Consider the following 17615-nt stretch of genomic DNA (forward strand, 5'->3'; position numbering starts at 1 on the left):
TTAACAGCATAATATTTCGGAATAATAGCCCTATTTTTAGGCATAAAATGAAAGATCGCATCTATAAATCCATCGTATTGGTTAGTTTTCTCATCCTGATTTTGGTTCAACTGAGGTTAACCTACAATACTTACATGCTTCGCGATAGAGAATACAGCATCAAGGATAAAACTTTAATAAATGATGAATATGGGCGGAGTATTTCTGATGATAAGTTGTATCCCGGCGGGGGAAAGATCATCGATACCATTTTATCCAGAAATATGTCGCGGCTTAAAGCGGCCTACTATGCCAATAAAAATGAATTTAATGCCTTATCACAAAAAGTGAGTGATACGCTATTGCTTAACCTGAAAGCAAATAGCTCGATGGATAGCATCTTTAAATCAATTGTTAAACGTAACGGCTTAGATGCTAACCTTCAGTATCTGCTCACCTTCGAATCCATTGAACTTACTTTTACCAAGAAAATGGGAAACGTGTTCATCTTCAAAAGGAAAACAGACAATGACGCATTGCTTCCGGCGGTAAATCCTTTTGGGGTAATTATTGATGGTACGCTCGCCGACCCCAATTTGCAAAACCGCGTAACTAACCTCTCTGTGAGCGGAACCTTGGTTTACGATTATCGCATTACTTTTAATTTGTTTGTTGATGCTCCAGGCAGACCATTAAAAGTGGCGATGGAAATGCTTCCAACATTCCTGCTGGTGGCCTTATGCATTATAATTATTGTGGGCATAAATTATTACACCTACATTAACTGGATGCGCCAGAAGAAAGAGGCAGAGGTAAAATCAGATTTCTTAAACAGCATTAAACACGAGTTTAATACCCCAATTACGACCATCTTAGTAGCCAGCAAAAGCCTGGATGAAGAGGAAGTACTAAACGACAGGAGCCGGGTAAAGGCTTTGGTTCATATTGTGGAACGACAAGCAATGCGGTTGCACTCTCACATCAATCAAATGCTCGAAATTTCTGAAATAAACAACAACATCAACCTGGAAGAAACCGATCTGAATTATATGGTGCTCACTATTGTTAACGATTTTAGCATTAAAGTTGAAGAACCACATTCCCTTACTTTTGATCCATATCACCACGAAATTTTGCTAGTAATCGACCCATTTGTTTTTACAACGATGCTCCAAAATATGCTCGATAACTCTTTCAAACACAATCAAAGTACCGTTAAAAAAACTTCCATTTTTATTACTGAAAATGATCATGACTATATTCTTCATATCAAAGATAATGGCAAAGGTATAGAAGAGAGTAGCAAGCCAAAGCTATTTGATAAATTTTTTAGAGCAGACCGTGAGAAAACCGTTTCTGGGTTGGGCTTGGGACTATATTATGTTAAACAGTGCCTTGATTTGCATGGCTGGAATATTGAAGTAAATTCACATCTCGGTTCAGGCACAGAGTTTATGGTACACATCCCTAAACATCCTGTTAACACAAATGAGCACGTAAACTAAAGTTGAACATGAAATATGATATCATAATTATTGAAGATGAGGTTGACTTAGGAAATGTGATTTCGGAGTATTTGAAACTTCGGGGCTTTAGCGTACTCTGGTTTAAAACGGCTACCGATGCACTTGAACATTACCGCCAGCATCAGCTTGATAATAAGCTAATGATTGTGGACATTCAACTTCCCGATATGAATGGCTTTGATTTGAGTACAGAAATTATGAAGCTCAACCCCAACCAGGCCTTTTTCTTCTTAACTGCACATAATGAAAAGCAGGATCGTTTACGCGGATTGAAAATTGGTGCCATTGATTATATTTCTAAACCATTTGAAATTGAGGAACTCGTGCTTAGGATTGGAAACATCGTAAATAAGTTCACAGACACCACGAATATCTCCAAAACTCAGGTGACAGGCATCATTAGAATTGGCGACATCAGCTATCAAAAAGATCAGCTTTTTGTGCTTTTACCTGATGAGAAAGAAATCTCTTTGACCGTGAGGGAAGCCGAAGTTCTGGATCATCTATCAGCAAATATCAATCAGGTGGTAAAGAAAAAGGACTTGCTTTTGGCTTTATGGGGCAATGATGATTACTTCAATGGCAAAAGTCTAGAGGTTTTTATTTCCCGGCTGAGAAGGCTTTTTAAAGCTTCTGCACAGGTGAGTATAGAAAATGTTTATGGACTCGGTTATATCTTGAAGGTGAAATAAGATCTCAAAGCCGATTCTTTTTACTATATTCAGGTTGCTATAGTTTTATCTTTTGAACCTCATCAAGATTTCTTTGTAACGAAGAAATCTTTTCTCTTGCCCAAAACCGCAGCCGTTCATCCTGCACACCCTGGTTAGATGAAGCTTTTACATGGAGTCCGATCAGGGTTTGATCAGAATCAATAAGCATTGACAAGAGCGTACGCAAATGCTCCTCTCCCATCTTATTATCAGCATTCACCAGGTTAAAGACATGCTTCTCTGAGAGATCGAAACTATTTGTATCCTTTAAAAAATCAAAGCTAGCCAGATCGTTATTATAAGCGGCGGAAGATAATCTTCTCATATTCGCAAGGTTAGCAAGTGCAGGACTTCCCTGGCCTTTTTCCAACCTAGCCAATACTTCGCTTTGATAAAGTTGCTCCTGTTTTACAGACATGGCAAATTGTTTAGCATCCATCACATAGCCTTTTTCATCTTCTTTATGGCAGGCACTGATTAACATTCCAATCAACAAAAGAAGTCCGAAAACACCCGTTCTTTTTTTTAGAGAAATTTGCTTACTGATTAATCTGCGCATCAAATATGTTTTGAGATGGTTTAATATTTCTAAAAATTTTCAAGGATAGCTGCATTCACAATCACCCAAAATCATGATCAAATCTGGTAGTATTAAAACATGCCCAGGCTTTTTAAAGTTTAAATTTTTTATTTTTTTTCTGCAGGAAGCATGTTGTTTTGAAAATCATGTAATTGAAAACAAGAGCAAATGCAGTAAGGCATTAAATGATTACAGAAAATTATTTCAATTTTAACCAGAATGTATATATTTGCTGCTGTTGCACGGGGTGCTTTTAACAAAATGTTAAAGGCTGAGATGAATACCCGCGAACCTGACACGGATAATACCGGCGTAGGGATGCACTTGCTCAAGTAGATTGCGGCCACCTGGCTGTTTGAATTTAAGCGCTGTTCACTATCCGAGATCCGGTAAACAGTAAGGCGTTTAAAATTTTTCAAGCATATGCAATTAGAACAAAAAAGTTTCAATGTACTTTCCGAAAAGCTCAGCAACTGGCAGGGCCGAAAGGAATGGTTTTTTAACCGTGAACATACCGACACTTACGAACAGTGGTATGAAGGCCGGTACAAGCGTGCCGAAGTTTGGCAAAAAAAGGTGATGGCTGAACTTGTGGGGAAGGATAAAAACATCAGTGAGTTATTGGAATTTGGCTGTGGCACAACCCGCTTCACCAGATGGTGGAAAGAGATAGGGATTGAAGCCACTGGAGGAGATCTTTCGCCATTTATGCTGGGGCAGGCAGTTCATCTTTTTGATGGCGATCTGGTCAATGCCGATTCACACTTTATGCCCTTCAAAAACAACAGCTTTGATGCGGTGGCCTTCATTACCACATTCGAATACTATCGCGATCCCGTACAGGTGATCAGGGAGGCTGCTCGGGTAGGCAAAAAAGGAATAGTATTCGGAATGATGAACAGAAACTCACCAAAAGTGTTGAGAAGGCGAGTTCAGGAAATCTTTGGTCAAAACCCCTTTTATCTTACTGCGACATTTTACACCCCAAAGCTGCTCAGCCAAAAAATTCATGAAGCGTTAAAAGGGCGTGAATATACCATAGAATGGACTTGTACAGGACTCCCCAAGTGGTTTCCTATGCAACAGTGGAGCTTACCGATTGGCGATTTTTTCGGTTTATATGTTCGATTTAATGACTGATAGAATATGAGTTCAGGAAAAATCAACAATGCAGAATTTGAGGATATCATTTTGAAAAAAAACGGAAAAGACCGTAGCGAAATACACTGCGGACCGGCTTTCGGAGTAGATGTATCTGTGGTGAATCTGCCCAATGGTTTGGCATTGGCCATGACCAGTGACCCACTTACGCTCATCCCCTCACTCGGTTTGCAAGAGTCGGCCTGGCTATCGGTGCATCTCATGGCTAACGACATGGCTACCACCGGCTTTGCACCCATGTATGCACAGATGGTTTTAAATCTGCCGACTTCACTCAGCGAACAGGATTTTAATACCTATTGGACCTTTGTGCATCAAAATTGCCGCTCGATTGGCGTGGCCATAACAGGCGGGCATACCGGAAGAATTGAGGGACAGAACTCTACGATTTCTGGTGGTGGTACCATGATGTTGTATGCACCTGGCGAAAGCATTTTGTTAAGCCGATATGCGCAAGAAGACGACCTGATCCTGGTAACAAAAGCCTGTGCGTTATCTTCATCAGCAGTTTTGGCGATGAGTTTCCCCGAAACAGTGAAGAATGCCATCGGAAAGGAACATTATGATCTGGCTTGTAGCTTGTTTTATCAAACATCCAGTTTGGCTGAGGCTTTGATCGCAAAAGAATTTGGACACAATGCTGTTAGGGCCATGCATGATGTAACTGAAGGTGGAGTTTTAGGAGCGGTTTATGAAATGGCCATTGCTTCCGGTAACGGGGTCGAAATCGAAAACAGTGCAATTCCCGTAAGCGAAACCGTGCAGGAGATTTCTGACTTGTTTGGACTTGATCCAAGATTCATTGTAGGTGCCGGCAGCATGGTTATGGCAGCAGATAAGTTTCAGGCAAATGCACTTATAAAAAAATTAGCAGATCAGCATATTCAGGCCACTATCATTGGAAAGTTTACATCAAAAGAGCGTGGATACAAGCTCATCAGCAACGACGAGGTAACCGATTTACCCTACTTTTCTACTGACCCTTATTGGAATGCATTTTTTACTTCAAAACAGAAAGGATGGAAATAGTTAACACAATCGAGGGCGGCGTTTATTTGGTAGTCGATCCTGCTTTGGAACGGGAAACATTGCTCAAAAGCATTAAATCGGCATTGGCTGGAGGAATAAACATCGTACAAATATGGAACAACTGGCCTGCGCAAGTTGATAAATTATCGCTCATTAGAGACATCGCCAGACTTTGCGCCCCTTATTCCATTCCAATATTGATTAATGAGGATTGGAAATTGCTACTTGAAACCGATTACCTCGCTGGCGTACATTTTGATCAACTAACAGATGACCTGCTGGACATTAGACAGGCTGTAGGAAGAAAAATTATTATCGGAGTAACCTGCTCGGGCCATCTGGATACCGTTCACAGCGCAAACCAGTACAACCTTGACTATATTTCCTTTTGCGCCATGTTTCCATCAAGCTCGGCTGGGAGCTGTAACATCGTTTTGCCCGAAACGGTACAACAAGCAAAGGCGATCACCAATATCCCACTTTTCATTTCAGGTGGAATGACTCCAGAAAACACCGCCATGTTGAAACTAAAAATACCATTCGATGGAGTTGCTGTAATTTCAGGAATACTGGTAGCGAGCAATCCCGAAAAGGAAGCAAAGGCCTTTCAACTTGCACTAAACAACCAAAAGAAATAAAATATGAGAATGAAAACCATAAATAAGTTATGCTGTCCTTTTGATAAGGCGGATCTTCAGTTGAAAATTTTTGTAAAAGACACTAACTTGAATGTACTGGAAGGTATTTTATCCTGCTCAGCATGCCAAAGAAACTATCCGATTATACATGGTGTGCCTATTATGTCGCCCGATGAATATCGTCAGATTGAGCTCGAACAGCCCATTATAGAAAACTGGAAAATTGAACACGGGCTAGAAGAAATCCGCCTTATTCCCGGCCAAATCGATCAAAGTTAAAACATTTTCATTTTGCCTACATCTTGTTCAACGATATAAAAAAGAGCATAATGTAGGCAATTTGTTTTAGGAGATCTTGCTACGGGCATCGTTGTGACGTTGAAATTAACTTGCAGTTGAAGAAAATTGTGGCTAACCGCAGAAAGAAATTAGAACGTGTAGTAAGTCAGTTCACCACCTCTAATCAAATCTGCGTGATTTAATCGGTAGCCTTTTATAGTTTTCCCGTTGAATACTATTTTTTCAATGTAGCCTTTACTTTTATGTCCTGATATCTTTCTTATTTTTAAGGTTTTACCATTTTGAAAGCGCACCAATACTTCATTAAATGTGGGTGTAGTTGCTTCATAAAATGTTGAAACCGGATCTACCGGATAAAATCCGAGTGAGGCAAAAACGTACCAAGCCGACATTTGGCCAGCATCATCGTTTCCGCTTAAGCCACCTGCCCCCTCATCGTATTCTTCATTCAGGATTTTGTTAACCTGCAGCTGGGTTTTCCATGGCGAAGCGGTAAAATTGTACAGAAAAGGTATTTGATGACCAGGCTCATTTCCATGCCAATATTCCTGTTTGTTAAACAATGAATCTAATTCATTCTCTAGTTTTTTAGGTCCACCCATTAACTTAACCAAACCTGGTACATCTTGAGGCGCATAAAAACTGTACTGTCTCGGCGTCCCTTCTGTGATATAAGGTTCACGGTGATCGGCAAGAAACGGTTCGAACCAAGTTCCATTCTTGTAACGCCCTCTCATCATCCCGACACTGGTATCGAAAACATTTTTATAGTTTAATGCCCTTTTTTCTAGCACCTTAAAATCTTCTGTTTTACCCAAATCTTTCGCGATTGTAGCTAATGCATAGTCATCAAATGCATATTCCAGCGTTCGGCTAACCTGCTCCTTTTTATGAAACGCATTCGGAATACTATCTTCCATCGGAATATAGCCATATTTTAGATAGCTGTTTATTCCCCGTCTGCCTTTTCCATTTAGATAATCTACAGAGTCTGGCATCTCGAAAGCATTTTTCCTCATGAGTTGGTAAGCTTTCTGGATATCATAATCCCGAATCCCTTTGTTGTAAGCAGAAGCGATAAATGCCGTCGAATGATCGCCAATCATCGCAGCAGTATAGCTATTCCAGCATGGAAAAATAGGTAACCATCCCCCCTGCTCGCCTTTTGATATTAACGATTGAACAAAGGCGTTGCCCAGCTTTGGCTGCAACAATTCCACCAAGGGAAGCTGAGCCCGGTAAATATCCCACATGGAGAAATCATCGTAATAATTTCCCTTAGCTATTTCGCGTTGATAGTTTCCTGCAAAACGAGGGTAACCGCCATCAACATCATTAAAAAGCCTTGGATGTTGCTGGGCATGATAAAGTGCCGTGTAGAATATTTTTTTCTTTTTCTCATCGCCAGATACAATTTTAATTTGTGCAAGCGATTCAGACCAGCTTTTTCTGGTCTTGCTTTTCACCTCCTCGAAACTTAAGGAGCCAATTTCTTCTTCCAGATTGGCTTTTGCAGCTGCTATACTGGTAAAAGAAGTTCCGGAAGATATGACAATTTGCTCGCCTTTTTCCAGTTTGAACCCAGCATAAACGCCAATGTTTTTCTTATTGATTATGGATGTTGCAATGTCCGTTCTGCCTTCGCTAAAAGCACCACTTCTAGTAAATTTCCTATTAATTTTGATGAAGAAGTAGCCGCTAAAACCAGCAGGCTCTCCCCATCCCTGATAAATACGATGAACAGGATTGTAGCCAGAGATTTCACCCTTTGATTGATCAATTTTAATGAAACCCTTTTCTTGATCGCTATTTGGGCTAATTAACAGATAAATACTGTCTGCTTTTAGTGCCTTTACCCGAAGCATACCACTGCGGAGCGTAGCCGTGATTTCTGTTTCCAATTGATATTTCTGAAACACTGCTTTATAATAATCCGGCTGCGAAATTTCCCCTTGATGACTATAATTTTCGGCATAATCATTGGCAGCAGTTTTCAGTTTTCCGGAAATTGGCATGATGGTGAAACTGCCATAATCTTGCGTACAAGAACCACTAATCCAGTGACTGGCTCTAAAACCAAAAATTTTATCGTTATTGTAATAATATGGCGCCAGACATTTTTTCTCGCTAAGCTGTGTTTGCGGTGTCCACTGCGTCATTGCAAAAGGCGGAGCAACTGCCGGAATGGTATTGGCCAAGCGCTCCGTTTTATCCTCAATATGTTGGCTTGCTTTCGTGGTACTGCCAGAAGTTCCAGAAAATGGCTGAACATATCGAATCAAATCCTTTTGTTGCGCAAAAGAAGAACTAGAAAACAGGCAAATGATCAACGTAATCTTCACGAAGCATGCACACGCATGTTTAAAAAAACCAATAACCACTTTTTCGGTCAAATCTGTCGAGTAATTAGTGCTAATCGATTGAGTCATTATTTTTTCTGATGGGCTCCTCCAACTTCTTTTCTGTATTTCGCATACATCTCAACGGAAAGGGTTACCGGATTTCCAACTGTTTTTGTAGGATAATCCTGGCGTTTGTTCACCCACTTCCATTCCCAGTCTGCTAATTCACTTTGAATGGTTGCAATATCCAGCTTTTTATTTTGTATGATCGCATTACTCGCTTTAGCAATAAACATTTCCCAGCGTGGTTTATAAAAATCACTTAATAATCCACTCCATTGGCGGCAAGCGTATTCATTCAGGGGACTTTTAGCATCGCCCCAAAGGGTGATTAAATCTTTCGCATTCTTTTCATAAAGTGTCTTCTCTTTTTCAGTTTTTCCCCATCTTCTCGCATCGCTTACCCACGGACCAAGTAAAAAGTCTTGTCTTGATGCAAGTAATTTGTCCATGTCATCAATCAAATTCAAAAACCTTTTGCTTTCAATCTGGAATGCCTGAAGGTTCTTCTTTTCATACGCGGCAACTAATTTTCTTTGAATCGGCAAGGCATAATTGGCCAGCACCTGGCGGGTTAAATCAACAATATCGTATTGATAACCATCACTGGCTTTACAATTTTTACTGGCTTTTATCAACGCATCCCATGCCGGAAGTAAATCCTGCTCATCATAGTTCAGCGTAGTTTTCGCCCATCGTGAAAGGGAATCTAAAGTTGGTCTGGCCTGAATTATAGATTCTGCACCATCTCTGATATATTTGTCAGAAGGTACATTGTAAACCGTTTTTCGTAAAATCTTCCAGGCATCTTGTGCATCCCGATCATTGGTTCCATAACGGTTGTTAACAAATTTAGGGAGCCATTTATTTAAATCGATTGGTGTTTTTTGCCAGGTATTGGCCATCATCAACTCATATAAAACCGGATTTTGTTCTATCCCTTCCATACTCAAACCGATACCTTTCATTTTACCGCTTTTTGGATTTGCCAGCGCTTCGGCGGGTGCGGTTGCTACCACATCCATGCGACCAAACAGATTAGTGTTTCCACCAAAATTGTGAAGCATATTCCAAATCCAAGGTTTGCCATAAAAGCCTTCCGTTCTTTTCCAAACGGGTTCAATTTCTGTAGCAAGATCCAGTAAAATCATTTTATCATCCGGAACTGCTTTTAACAAAGCTTCGGTTTGCGGCTCTTTCCAAAATTTTCTGTCGCTATAAAAAAGCCATCCCTGCATCACCCAAACGGCTTTTGGATCGGCTTGAGACATTCCATCATAAATTCTTGCGCTCAGTTTACCTAAGTAATCAGGTGCTGATGTTGGTGGCTCATTTTCATTAAACGTATCTGCAGAATAGAGATGATCCGTTCCTAAAAGTTCCGTTTGCTTCTCCAGAAACTTTTTACCTATTTGGGCAAACATCGGATCTTCAGAATCCAAAATATAAGTATCTGCAAAACCATTTGTCCAGTTGGTTGCTTTTAATTTTGCATTCGGGTATTTTGCTTTAAAGGCGGCAGGAACGTGACCAGTAAAGGCCGGAAGCACAGGTTTCATGCCAAGTGCCCGCTCCCTTTGTAAAATTTTCTTTTGCAAATCAAAGTGTTCTTTCATCCATGAAACTGGTAAAGGACCACCCCATCCGTCGATGTTGCCCATCCAAAACCATGAAAAATATGCCGGACCAGTAAAAAAGCCACTTAATTCTTCATCAGAAAAACCCATTTCTTTATACAAAAGATACCAGGTATATTCTTCTCCGGTAATGGCCAGCGGCATATTGATTCCGTGTAAAGCCATCCAATCAATCTCTTTTTCCCATCTGGCCCAGTCCCACCAACTCATACTGTAGTTAAATGTACAGTAGTTCAAATAATAACGATATTCGTAAGGCGTTTCTTTTCGCACTTTAGCAGGTACCTTCGGAAGCGTAGCAGGCAGTTTTAAATTAGTGCCGTTCCAGGTGATTTGACAGTGTGCGTACTCAGTTAAATAGTGATAAAATGCTGAAGCGATGGCCACGCCACTTGAACCTCTTAATAGGATTTTGTTGCCCTTGCTTTCAATTTCGAAAATATCTTTTCCATCTTTCGAATTCAGTTTTTCAGTGAGAAAATACGATTGGTGCTTTGGAACCACCCTTGCAATAAGTTCGTTTGATGTTTTTAAATAATCTTGCGACCACGATTTGCCGTAGCCCAATAAACAGATTGCAAGAACAAAAAGGAATTTCAATTTCATATCAAATTTTTAAGAACCACTTCTTATCGTAAAGAAATTTAAGGATAAATAATTGGATGCCGAAGATGGCCATCCACAAAAGTGCCGATTGCCAGATTGCCGGAATCTTTTGAACTAAGCCACCGAAAATAAAAACCGCCGTAGATTCAAAATTAATAAGGCCATGGGCACAAACGTATATGAGGATGGAGTTGCTGCCAATCCAAAGAAATGGAACACACCATTTTTTAATCGACTGCACATCAATAACATAATAAAATAGCGTAAATAACAAAATGCTACATCCGCCAGCAAATAACACGAAAGTACTGGTCCACATGGTTTTGTTAATGGGGAAAATGATCGACCAAAGTAAGCCTAAAGCGATACATGCAATACCTGCAAGAAATAATTTGAGTACTTTTTGATTGGGTGAGCTTGATTCTGATTTAATAAAAGTACCAGTAAATATGCCAATCATCGCAGAACAAATTGCAGGAATAGTGCTTAAAATTCCTTCCGGATCGTATACAATGCGATGGAGTTTTCCTGGCAAAAGTAATCGATCTATATAGGCTGATAAATTGCCTTCTGGTGTTAGCACGCCAGCACCAAAATGAGGCACCGGAACATACATCATGATAAAATAATAACCAAAAAGGATGCCTAAAAACCAAATGATTTGTTTTGGTAGCGAGAAGTTAAGATAAATCAGCGCAGCGAAAAAAGTAGAAAAAGCAATTCGTCCGAGCACACTGGCAAAGCGAGTATTTTCAAAACCATTCCACTGCAATAATCCATTCACAATAAAACCCAGTACAATTAAAATCAAGGTTCGTTTGATTAACGAATAATAAACCTGATTAGAAAGGCTTTTATCGTTCGCCCTATTTTCAAAATATTTTTGGTACGAATAAGGCATTGATACGCCTGAAATAAAGATAAAAAGGGGAAAGATCAAATCGTAGAAAGTGAACCCGTTCCATGGAGAATGGTGCAGCTGATTGCTGATACCGACCATCATTCGCTCTAAAAGTGACAAATTTTCTGTACCTATAATCTGCCAGTCTTCATGATTTTGAGCAAGGCCATGCTTTTGCTTTACGGCGTTGGCTAAACCATGGAAAATCCCTTCGCCGCTAATAATCCAAAACATGTCGAAGCCACGCAAAGCATCCAAAGAAATTAATCTTTTTGGTTTACTTACTGGCAAATCGATCCTGGCGGTTAATTTCATTTAAATATTAGTGGTGAAGATTATTGATTAATTTTTGCTTCCGCAGGAACTATTTTTTTATTGAAGTTTGATAAATCACGTAGCCTTCATCGTTAATCACCTGAACATTTAGGCTGTTGTTGCTTACAGAAAACAGCATAAAGCCATACTCTGATGCGACCATCTGCGCATCAGGAATCAGTTTAACCGGCGTTTTCTCTGAAGCTGCACCAGAAATGAAATGATGGGTTTTGCCTTCAGGTTTAATATACTGCAAACTATGCTCGTGCCCGGTTAAATATACATCAACCCCATTACGATCTAGCAGTGGTTTCAGTGAATTTCTAATGGCTTTGGTATCATAACCTTCGGTTCGGCTACCGCCGGTAAACATAGGATGATGGCCTACCACAATTTTCCACTTAATGGAGGGATCTTTTTCGGCAAGTGTTTTTTCGAGCCATTTTTTTTGAGCCGTAGTATCCTGCCCTTTCACATTTGGGCCGTATTCTGCGTTTTTGTAAAATTCAGGAATCAATGGATTGGTATCTATAAAAGCAATTAAAACCTGATTGTTCAGATCTCCATTGATGGGGAATCTCTTTGAAAAGTATCTTGCAGGCATTTTCCAGCGTCTGCTGATTTTTGAATATTCAACCTGGGCATCAGGATTTGACTTATAATCGTGGTTACCGAGAATCACATACCAGTCCCATTGCAAAGAAAAATCAGTGTAGATATCTTCAAATGAATATTTAAACAGCGGGTCTCTTTCGCTGATGACACCGCTAGGGTAAAAATTATCACCTGTGGAGATTATAAATTGAGCCTTAACATCTGCAGCGGTAATCCCCATTTGTTTCGCTACCTGTTTCTGGTGATCGGCGCCATTTCTGCCCCAATCGCCCATGGCAATGAAATTTAAAGTACCAATTTCTTTTTTGAGGGCTTTTGTTGCAGTAATCGTTTCTGAAGGATTCTTTGTGATAATTTGTGCAAATAACGATCCTGCAGAAATAAGAGGAAGAAGAAATAGTAGTCGTTTATTCATGAATTGAATTGGGTCTTTTTAATGAAATGGATAAAATTTTAAAAAAGAAATTTCTCTAAAGATAAGCCTAGAGAAATTTCTTTTCATGTTATCCAATTAATTGTAACCAGGATTCTGTTTTAATTTCGGGTTTAAGATCATTGCCGAATTAGGAATTGGCATCAGGCGGTGGAAAGTTTGTGCATCGGTTTTGAAACCCCACGACCCTTCGTACTTACCAAAACGAATCATATCGTTGCGGTGCCAGCATTCCCACGAAAGCTCTCTGCAACGCTCTTTGTATATGTCTTCCAATGTTACAGAAGTCCACGCTGGTGAAGTGGTTCGCACTGCTCTTAACTGGTTAACTAAAGATAATGCAGTTTGACCTTGTGTTGGAGTAGCACCTCTTAATATCGCTTCTGCTTTCATCAACAAAATATCTGATAACCTAAAAATGGGCACATCATTATTTTGATTTCTATTTGAGGAAGTACTATCGCAATAAAATTTATTGTTGCGGTAACCCATGTTCCAGGCCACTTCATCGTTTCCAGCGTCGAATGGTCTCGATGCATCTCTCAGCGTTACATTAGGTGTGATATCAACCTGATAGGTAATTGGAGCGGAAGCATCTGCACCAGTGTAAAACTGGTCGTAACCTTTTTTGGTTGTAGCTACAGTAACCGGGCGGCCATCATAAAAAGTTTGTAAGCCCCTAATCCATTGTGCATTTCTTTTATCATTAGGATCGTTGAAGTTTGCATAAAATTCTGGCAAAGTACTCATTGGTGCACTTGGCGTATGTTTAAGACTATATTTCGCCTGCAATGATCGTGGTAAAGAATACCTCGAATAAATCATAAAACCATTACTATATCCCGGATCGTAGGGGATAGCAAAAATAAATTCTTTTGTTTGAGGTCCGTTATCAATAAAGAACATCTTTCTGAAATCAGATTCTAAACTATAAGGTGATCCTGTTGCTGTTGTAATCAAATCGCACATGGCTACAGCTTCATTATAACGGGCAGTTCCGGTATACACTTCAGAGTTGAGATACATTTTCGCCAAAATAGCATAAGCGGTGTATTTGTTCGGTCTGCCGTAATTTGCTGCACCAGTGGCTATGCTTAGGCTTGGTAATATATCTTTGAGTTCTGCCTCTATGAAAGTAAATACTTCTGCTCTCGGTTTGGTTTCTGGGGAAGTTGTTTCACCGAATGAAGTTACGATAGGGATATTGCCCCACAAATCCATCATCATAAAAAGTGCTAAAGCTCTTGTTGCACGAAGCTCGGCTATTGAGGTAACTTTTGCAGGTGATTCTGGTGCATCTTTTAGTAGAAACAAGCTCTGGTTTGCTTTACTAATCACACCCGAAAGCCATCCCCAACCACTACTCACATGTCCGTTATCTTTGGTCCAGGTGTGTTTGTGGTGCATTTCATAAGTTCCACCATCATACCAGTTACCACCTCTTGCAGGCATAATTGCCTCATCGGTACTTAGTGTTTGCATGAAGAAATAATCGGTGCTCCATCCCTGACGAAGCTGTACGTACACCTGGCCAGTAAGCTGAACAAAGTGTTGTGCCGTTTGCGGAAATGTTTCTGGGGTTAATTGAGTTTCAACTTTTAAATCCAGTTTATGACAAGAGCTTAACACACCTAGTGTTAAAGCTGCACCTGCGATATATTTAATAAGACTTTTCATCTTTTTTGATTTTAATTAAATGATACATTTAAACCGAACAAGAATGTTCTGGTTTTAGGATAAAAGTTATTGGTATCTACACCTGGAGCAATACCGCCCTGGTTAATTTCCGGATCGATACCTTTGTAACCAGTGATCACAAAAAGATTGTTAGCAGTAGTATACAACCTCAACGAATTTACACCCGGAATCAGTCCTTTTTTGAATGTGTAACCCAAGGTGGCGTTATCTAGCCTCAAGTAACTACCATTTTCTAAAAAGCGGCTTGAATATTTGTAAGAGTTAAAATCTGCTGCTGATTCGTTTTCTACCTCAACCGGGATATTGGTGAACTGGGCTGTGCTTGGGCGGAATAAATCAGCACGGGTTACGTTCATGATTTTGTTACCCAAAACAGCTCTCATAAAAATACTTAAATCGAAGTTTTTGTAACGAACATTGTTGCTCCAACCGATTAATGCTTTTGGCTGTGCATTTCCTAAAATATAATAGTCAGTTCTATTTAGTAAACCCTGCGTTTTAATATTGCCTGCCGCATCGTAGTATTGCGAAACACCGTTGGCATCTTTCCCTGCATATTTAAAAGTATAGAATGTTCCAATCGCCTGGCCTGGTGCTAAAATCTGTAATGATGCACCACTTTGACCTGCGCCATCAGGAGTTACCGTCAACCTGTTATCGATATTGAAACGAGTATCAGATAAGGTAATGATTTTATTTACGTTTCTGGCAAGATTGATGGCTGTTGTCCAACTGAAATTGTCGCTAATTACCGGCGTACCATTTAAAACTACCTCTATACCTTTATTACTTAGCTTGCCCACATTTGCGGTAAGCTGACCAGAAGGATAAAGGTTTTGATCAACGTCGAACGTTAAAATTAAATCAGTAGTTTTCTTGTTATACCAATCTACCGAACCACCTACTCTACCACCGAATAACCCAAAATCTACACCTAAATTTGTGGTTGCTGTTCTTTCCCAGCGTAAATCTTTGTTTTCATTTTGGATGGCGCCATATGCACCCTCTCTAGGTGAACCATTGTAATAAAACTGCCCTACCTGACCATAAATCAGTTTGGTTGTTAGTGGCGCAAAACCCAATGAATTCCCGGCAATACCATAACTTCCACGTAATTTCAATGACCTAACTACATTTTGATTTTTCATGAAATTTTCCTGGTCAAGGTTCCATGCTGCACCAACTGATGGATAGTAACCCCAGGTTTCATTTATACCGAATACGTTAGATCCATCTCTTCTAATCGATCCCTGAAGTAGATACTTGTTTTTATAATTATAGTTTACTCTTGCAAAATCAGAAATCAACAGAATTTCCTGATAGGTAACACCAGGATTAAAATCTACCCTGAAATCGGTTACCGCGTAAGGATTACCTAAACTTAAGTTGTTATAACCAACCTCGTTTACAGGAAAATTAGTAGAAGTTGATTGGAAACCATCGTTATTTAATGATTGTTGATAAGAATAACCAACTACCGCATTAATATCATGATCGCCAAACTTTTTGTTCCAGGTAAGATAAGTTTCTATAATCTTATTGGTATTTTGATAAGCGTTTCTTACTGCCACACCATTCTGACCAACTAAAGAGACGAAAGTTGGGTTTGCTGGCGGATCTGGCGTGTTTCTTACGTTGTTATAACGAGAAGTATAAATGCTGTTGTAAAATGCACCATACACATTTTGGGTATTTTGATAAGATAGGTTTACATCATATGTAAAACCAAAAGGAAGTTTTAAGTTAGCACTCAAGTTTCCTAAAATATTTTTAGTTTTTAAATTTTCTTTCGCATTCTCCAACATCGAAACCGGGTTGTAATAACTGGTTTGAACCAAGTTATCAAAATAACTACCGTCGGCATTTCTTACCGGTGCAGTTGGCAAATAAGTAAGCATTTGCGATAATATCGTGTTTCTGTAAGGAACAAGATCTGCATTACTTACAGAGTTGCTTAAGTTGAAAGAGATTTTCAATTTATCATTGAAAGCTTTTTGCTCAACGCCAATACGACCGATAAACCGATCTAATCCGCTGGTTTTAATTATCCCTTGTTGATTGAAATAGTTAACACTTGCATTGTAGGTTGTTTTCTCGGTGCCACCACTTAATGAAACGTTATGGTTTTGAGACATGGCATCGCTTCTTTGCACTTCATCCTGCCAGTTTGTATTTGCACCTTTATCATTTGCTGGTGTTAAAGCAGAATTTGTTTTCGCTAAAAAGGTCCGCAACTGGTCTGCATTCATCATATCATAGCGATTGGAAACATTTTCAATTCCAAAATAGCCGTTATATGAAATCTGTGTTTGCCCGCTTACACCTTTTTTAGTAGTCACCATAATTACACCGTTTGCCGCCCGGTTACCATAAATAGCCGCTGCAGCCGCATCTTTTAATACATCAATAGAAGCCACATCATCTGGTGCAATAATTGAAATATCTGCGCCAACTACACCGTCGATAACGAATAAAGGAGATTGAGCGCCTTCACGAAGTGTAGATGCACCTCTCATGATAATCGCTGCATTACGGTTTGGATCTCCACTACGGCTAATATTTAATCCCGGAACTTTACCCTGTAACATCTGGCCAACATCACTAATGGCCCCTTTATTTAAATCTTCGCCTTTAACGGTTGATATTGAACTTGTTAAAGCTTTTCGGGTGCTTTTACCGTAACCCACAACTACAACATCAGTTAATGATGCCGTTGCTTCTGAAATGGTTACCTGATAAGTTGAAGCGGCCTCCACCGTTAGTTCTTTGGTTTGATAGCCTAAAAAACTAAAAAGGATTTTGTCGCCAGTTTTTGCAGAGATCGTGAAAGATCCTTCTGCACCCGTTGAGGTAACTTTGCTGGTTCCCTTTACAGAAACCGAAGCACCTATAATAGGCTGTTTGGTATTATCTATTAAGTTACCGGAGATTTTTCTTTCTGTTTGGGCAAATGCCATGTTGAAAGACTGGCCGATAAGTAAAAACAGCAAAAGAAAGCCGCCATACTTTATGCTCGTAAAATTAAACCTCATGATTTTTGTAGATTTAGGTTCATAAATGGTTAGTTAAATTTGTTTAATAT

13 protein-coding genes and 1 riboswitch are annotated in these 17615 nt (G+C 39.6%); of the genes, 6 read left to right on the plus strand and 7 right to left on the minus strand.

What is annotated here, in order from left to right:
- The first annotated feature begins 47 nt into the window (after positions 1–47).
- Both ASE92_RS10665 and ASE92_RS10670 read left to right on the plus strand, forming a co-directional pair.
- The gene (locus tag ASE92_RS10665; RefSeq protein WP_056850095.1) at positions 48–1484 is read left to right on the plus strand and encodes a sensor histidine kinase KdpD; all 1437 of its coding nucleotides are present in this window, start codon (positions 48–50) and stop codon (positions 1482–1484) included.
- A gap of 8 nt (positions 1485–1492) precedes the next feature.
- Complete coding sequence (locus tag ASE92_RS10670; RefSeq protein ID WP_056850096.1) at positions 1493–2197, plus strand: response regulator transcription factor; 705 nt, start codon at positions 1493–1495, stop codon at positions 2195–2197.
- 37 nt (positions 2198–2234) lie between these two features.
- Here ASE92_RS10670 and ASE92_RS10675 read toward each other — a convergent pair whose 3' ends face one another.
- On the minus strand, positions 2235–2777 hold the full coding sequence (locus tag ASE92_RS10675; RefSeq protein WP_056850097.1) for a hypothetical protein: 543 nt from the start codon (positions 2775–2777) through the stop codon (positions 2235–2237).
- Positions 2778–3031: 254 nt separating this feature from the next.
- Positions 3032–3134, plus strand: a riboswitch (TPP riboswitch).
- 87 nt (positions 3135–3221) lie between these two features.
- Between ASE92_RS10675 and ASE92_RS10680 the strand changes: the two genes are divergently transcribed.
- From ASE92_RS10680 to ASE92_RS10695, 4 genes are read left to right on the plus strand one after another with little or no spacing between them, the layout of a single operon-like run.
- Positions 3222–3938: a class I SAM-dependent methyltransferase gene (locus tag ASE92_RS10680; protein WP_056850098.1), complete on the plus strand. Its 717-nt coding sequence runs from the start codon at positions 3222–3224 to the stop codon at positions 3936–3938.
- Between the two features lie 6 nt (positions 3939–3944).
- Positions 3945–4988, plus strand: a complete 1044-nt coding sequence (locus ASE92_RS10685) for an AIR synthase family protein (protein WP_056850099.1) — start codon at positions 3945–3947, stop codon at positions 4986–4988.
- Positions 4979–5626: a thiamine phosphate synthase gene (locus tag ASE92_RS10690; protein WP_056850100.1), complete on the plus strand. Its 648-nt coding sequence runs from the start codon at positions 4979–4981 to the stop codon at positions 5624–5626. Before ASE92_RS10685 ends, ASE92_RS10690 begins: the two co-directional genes overlap by 10 nt.
- A 9-nt stretch (positions 5627–5635) precedes the next feature.
- Positions 5636–5905: a Trm112 family protein gene (locus tag ASE92_RS10695; RefSeq protein ID WP_235527343.1), complete on the plus strand. Its 270-nt coding sequence runs from the start codon at positions 5636–5638 to the stop codon at positions 5903–5905.
- 149 nt (positions 5906–6054) lie between these two features.
- Here ASE92_RS10695 and ASE92_RS10700 read toward each other — a convergent pair whose 3' ends face one another.
- The 6 genes from ASE92_RS10700 to ASE92_RS10725 all read right to left on the minus strand — a co-directional run bounded on the left by ASE92_RS10700 (position 6055) and on the right by ASE92_RS10725 (position 17565).
- Positions 6055–8355: a GH92 family glycosyl hydrolase gene (locus ASE92_RS10700; RefSeq protein ID WP_082455030.1), complete on the minus strand. Its 2301-nt coding sequence runs from the start codon at positions 8353–8355 to the stop codon at positions 6055–6057.
- On the minus strand, positions 8355–10571 hold the full coding sequence (locus ASE92_RS10705) for an alpha-N-acetylglucosaminidase (RefSeq protein WP_056850102.1): 2217 nt from the start codon (positions 10569–10571) through the stop codon (positions 8355–8357). The genes ASE92_RS10700 and ASE92_RS10705 overlap by 1 nt, the downstream gene beginning before the upstream one ends.
- 1 nt (position 10572) lies before the next feature.
- The gene (locus ASE92_RS10710; protein ID WP_056850103.1) at positions 10573–11787 is read right to left on the minus strand and encodes an acyltransferase family protein; all 1215 of its coding nucleotides are present in this window, start codon (positions 11785–11787) and stop codon (positions 10573–10575) included.
- A gap of 49 nt (positions 11788–11836) precedes the next feature.
- On the minus strand, positions 11837–12817 hold the full coding sequence (locus tag ASE92_RS10715; protein WP_056850104.1) for a tartrate-resistant acid phosphatase type 5 family protein: 981 nt from the start codon (positions 12815–12817) through the stop codon (positions 11837–11839).
- Between the two features lie 96 nt (positions 12818–12913).
- Complete coding sequence (locus ASE92_RS10720; protein ID WP_056850105.1) at positions 12914–14512, minus strand: RagB/SusD family nutrient uptake outer membrane protein; 1599 nt, start codon at positions 14510–14512, stop codon at positions 12914–12916.
- Between the two features lie 11 nt (positions 14513–14523).
- A complete protein-coding gene (locus ASE92_RS10725; RefSeq protein ID WP_056850106.1) occupies positions 14524–17565 on the minus strand; it encodes a SusC/RagA family TonB-linked outer membrane protein in 3042 nt (1013 codons plus the stop codon).
- Positions 17566–17615: the final 50 nt, after the last annotated feature.

Source organism: Pedobacter sp. Leaf41, from assembly GCF_001422545.1.
In the GTDB taxonomy this organism is placed as follows: Bacteria; Bacteroidota; Bacteroidia; order Sphingobacteriales; family Sphingobacteriaceae; genus Pedobacter.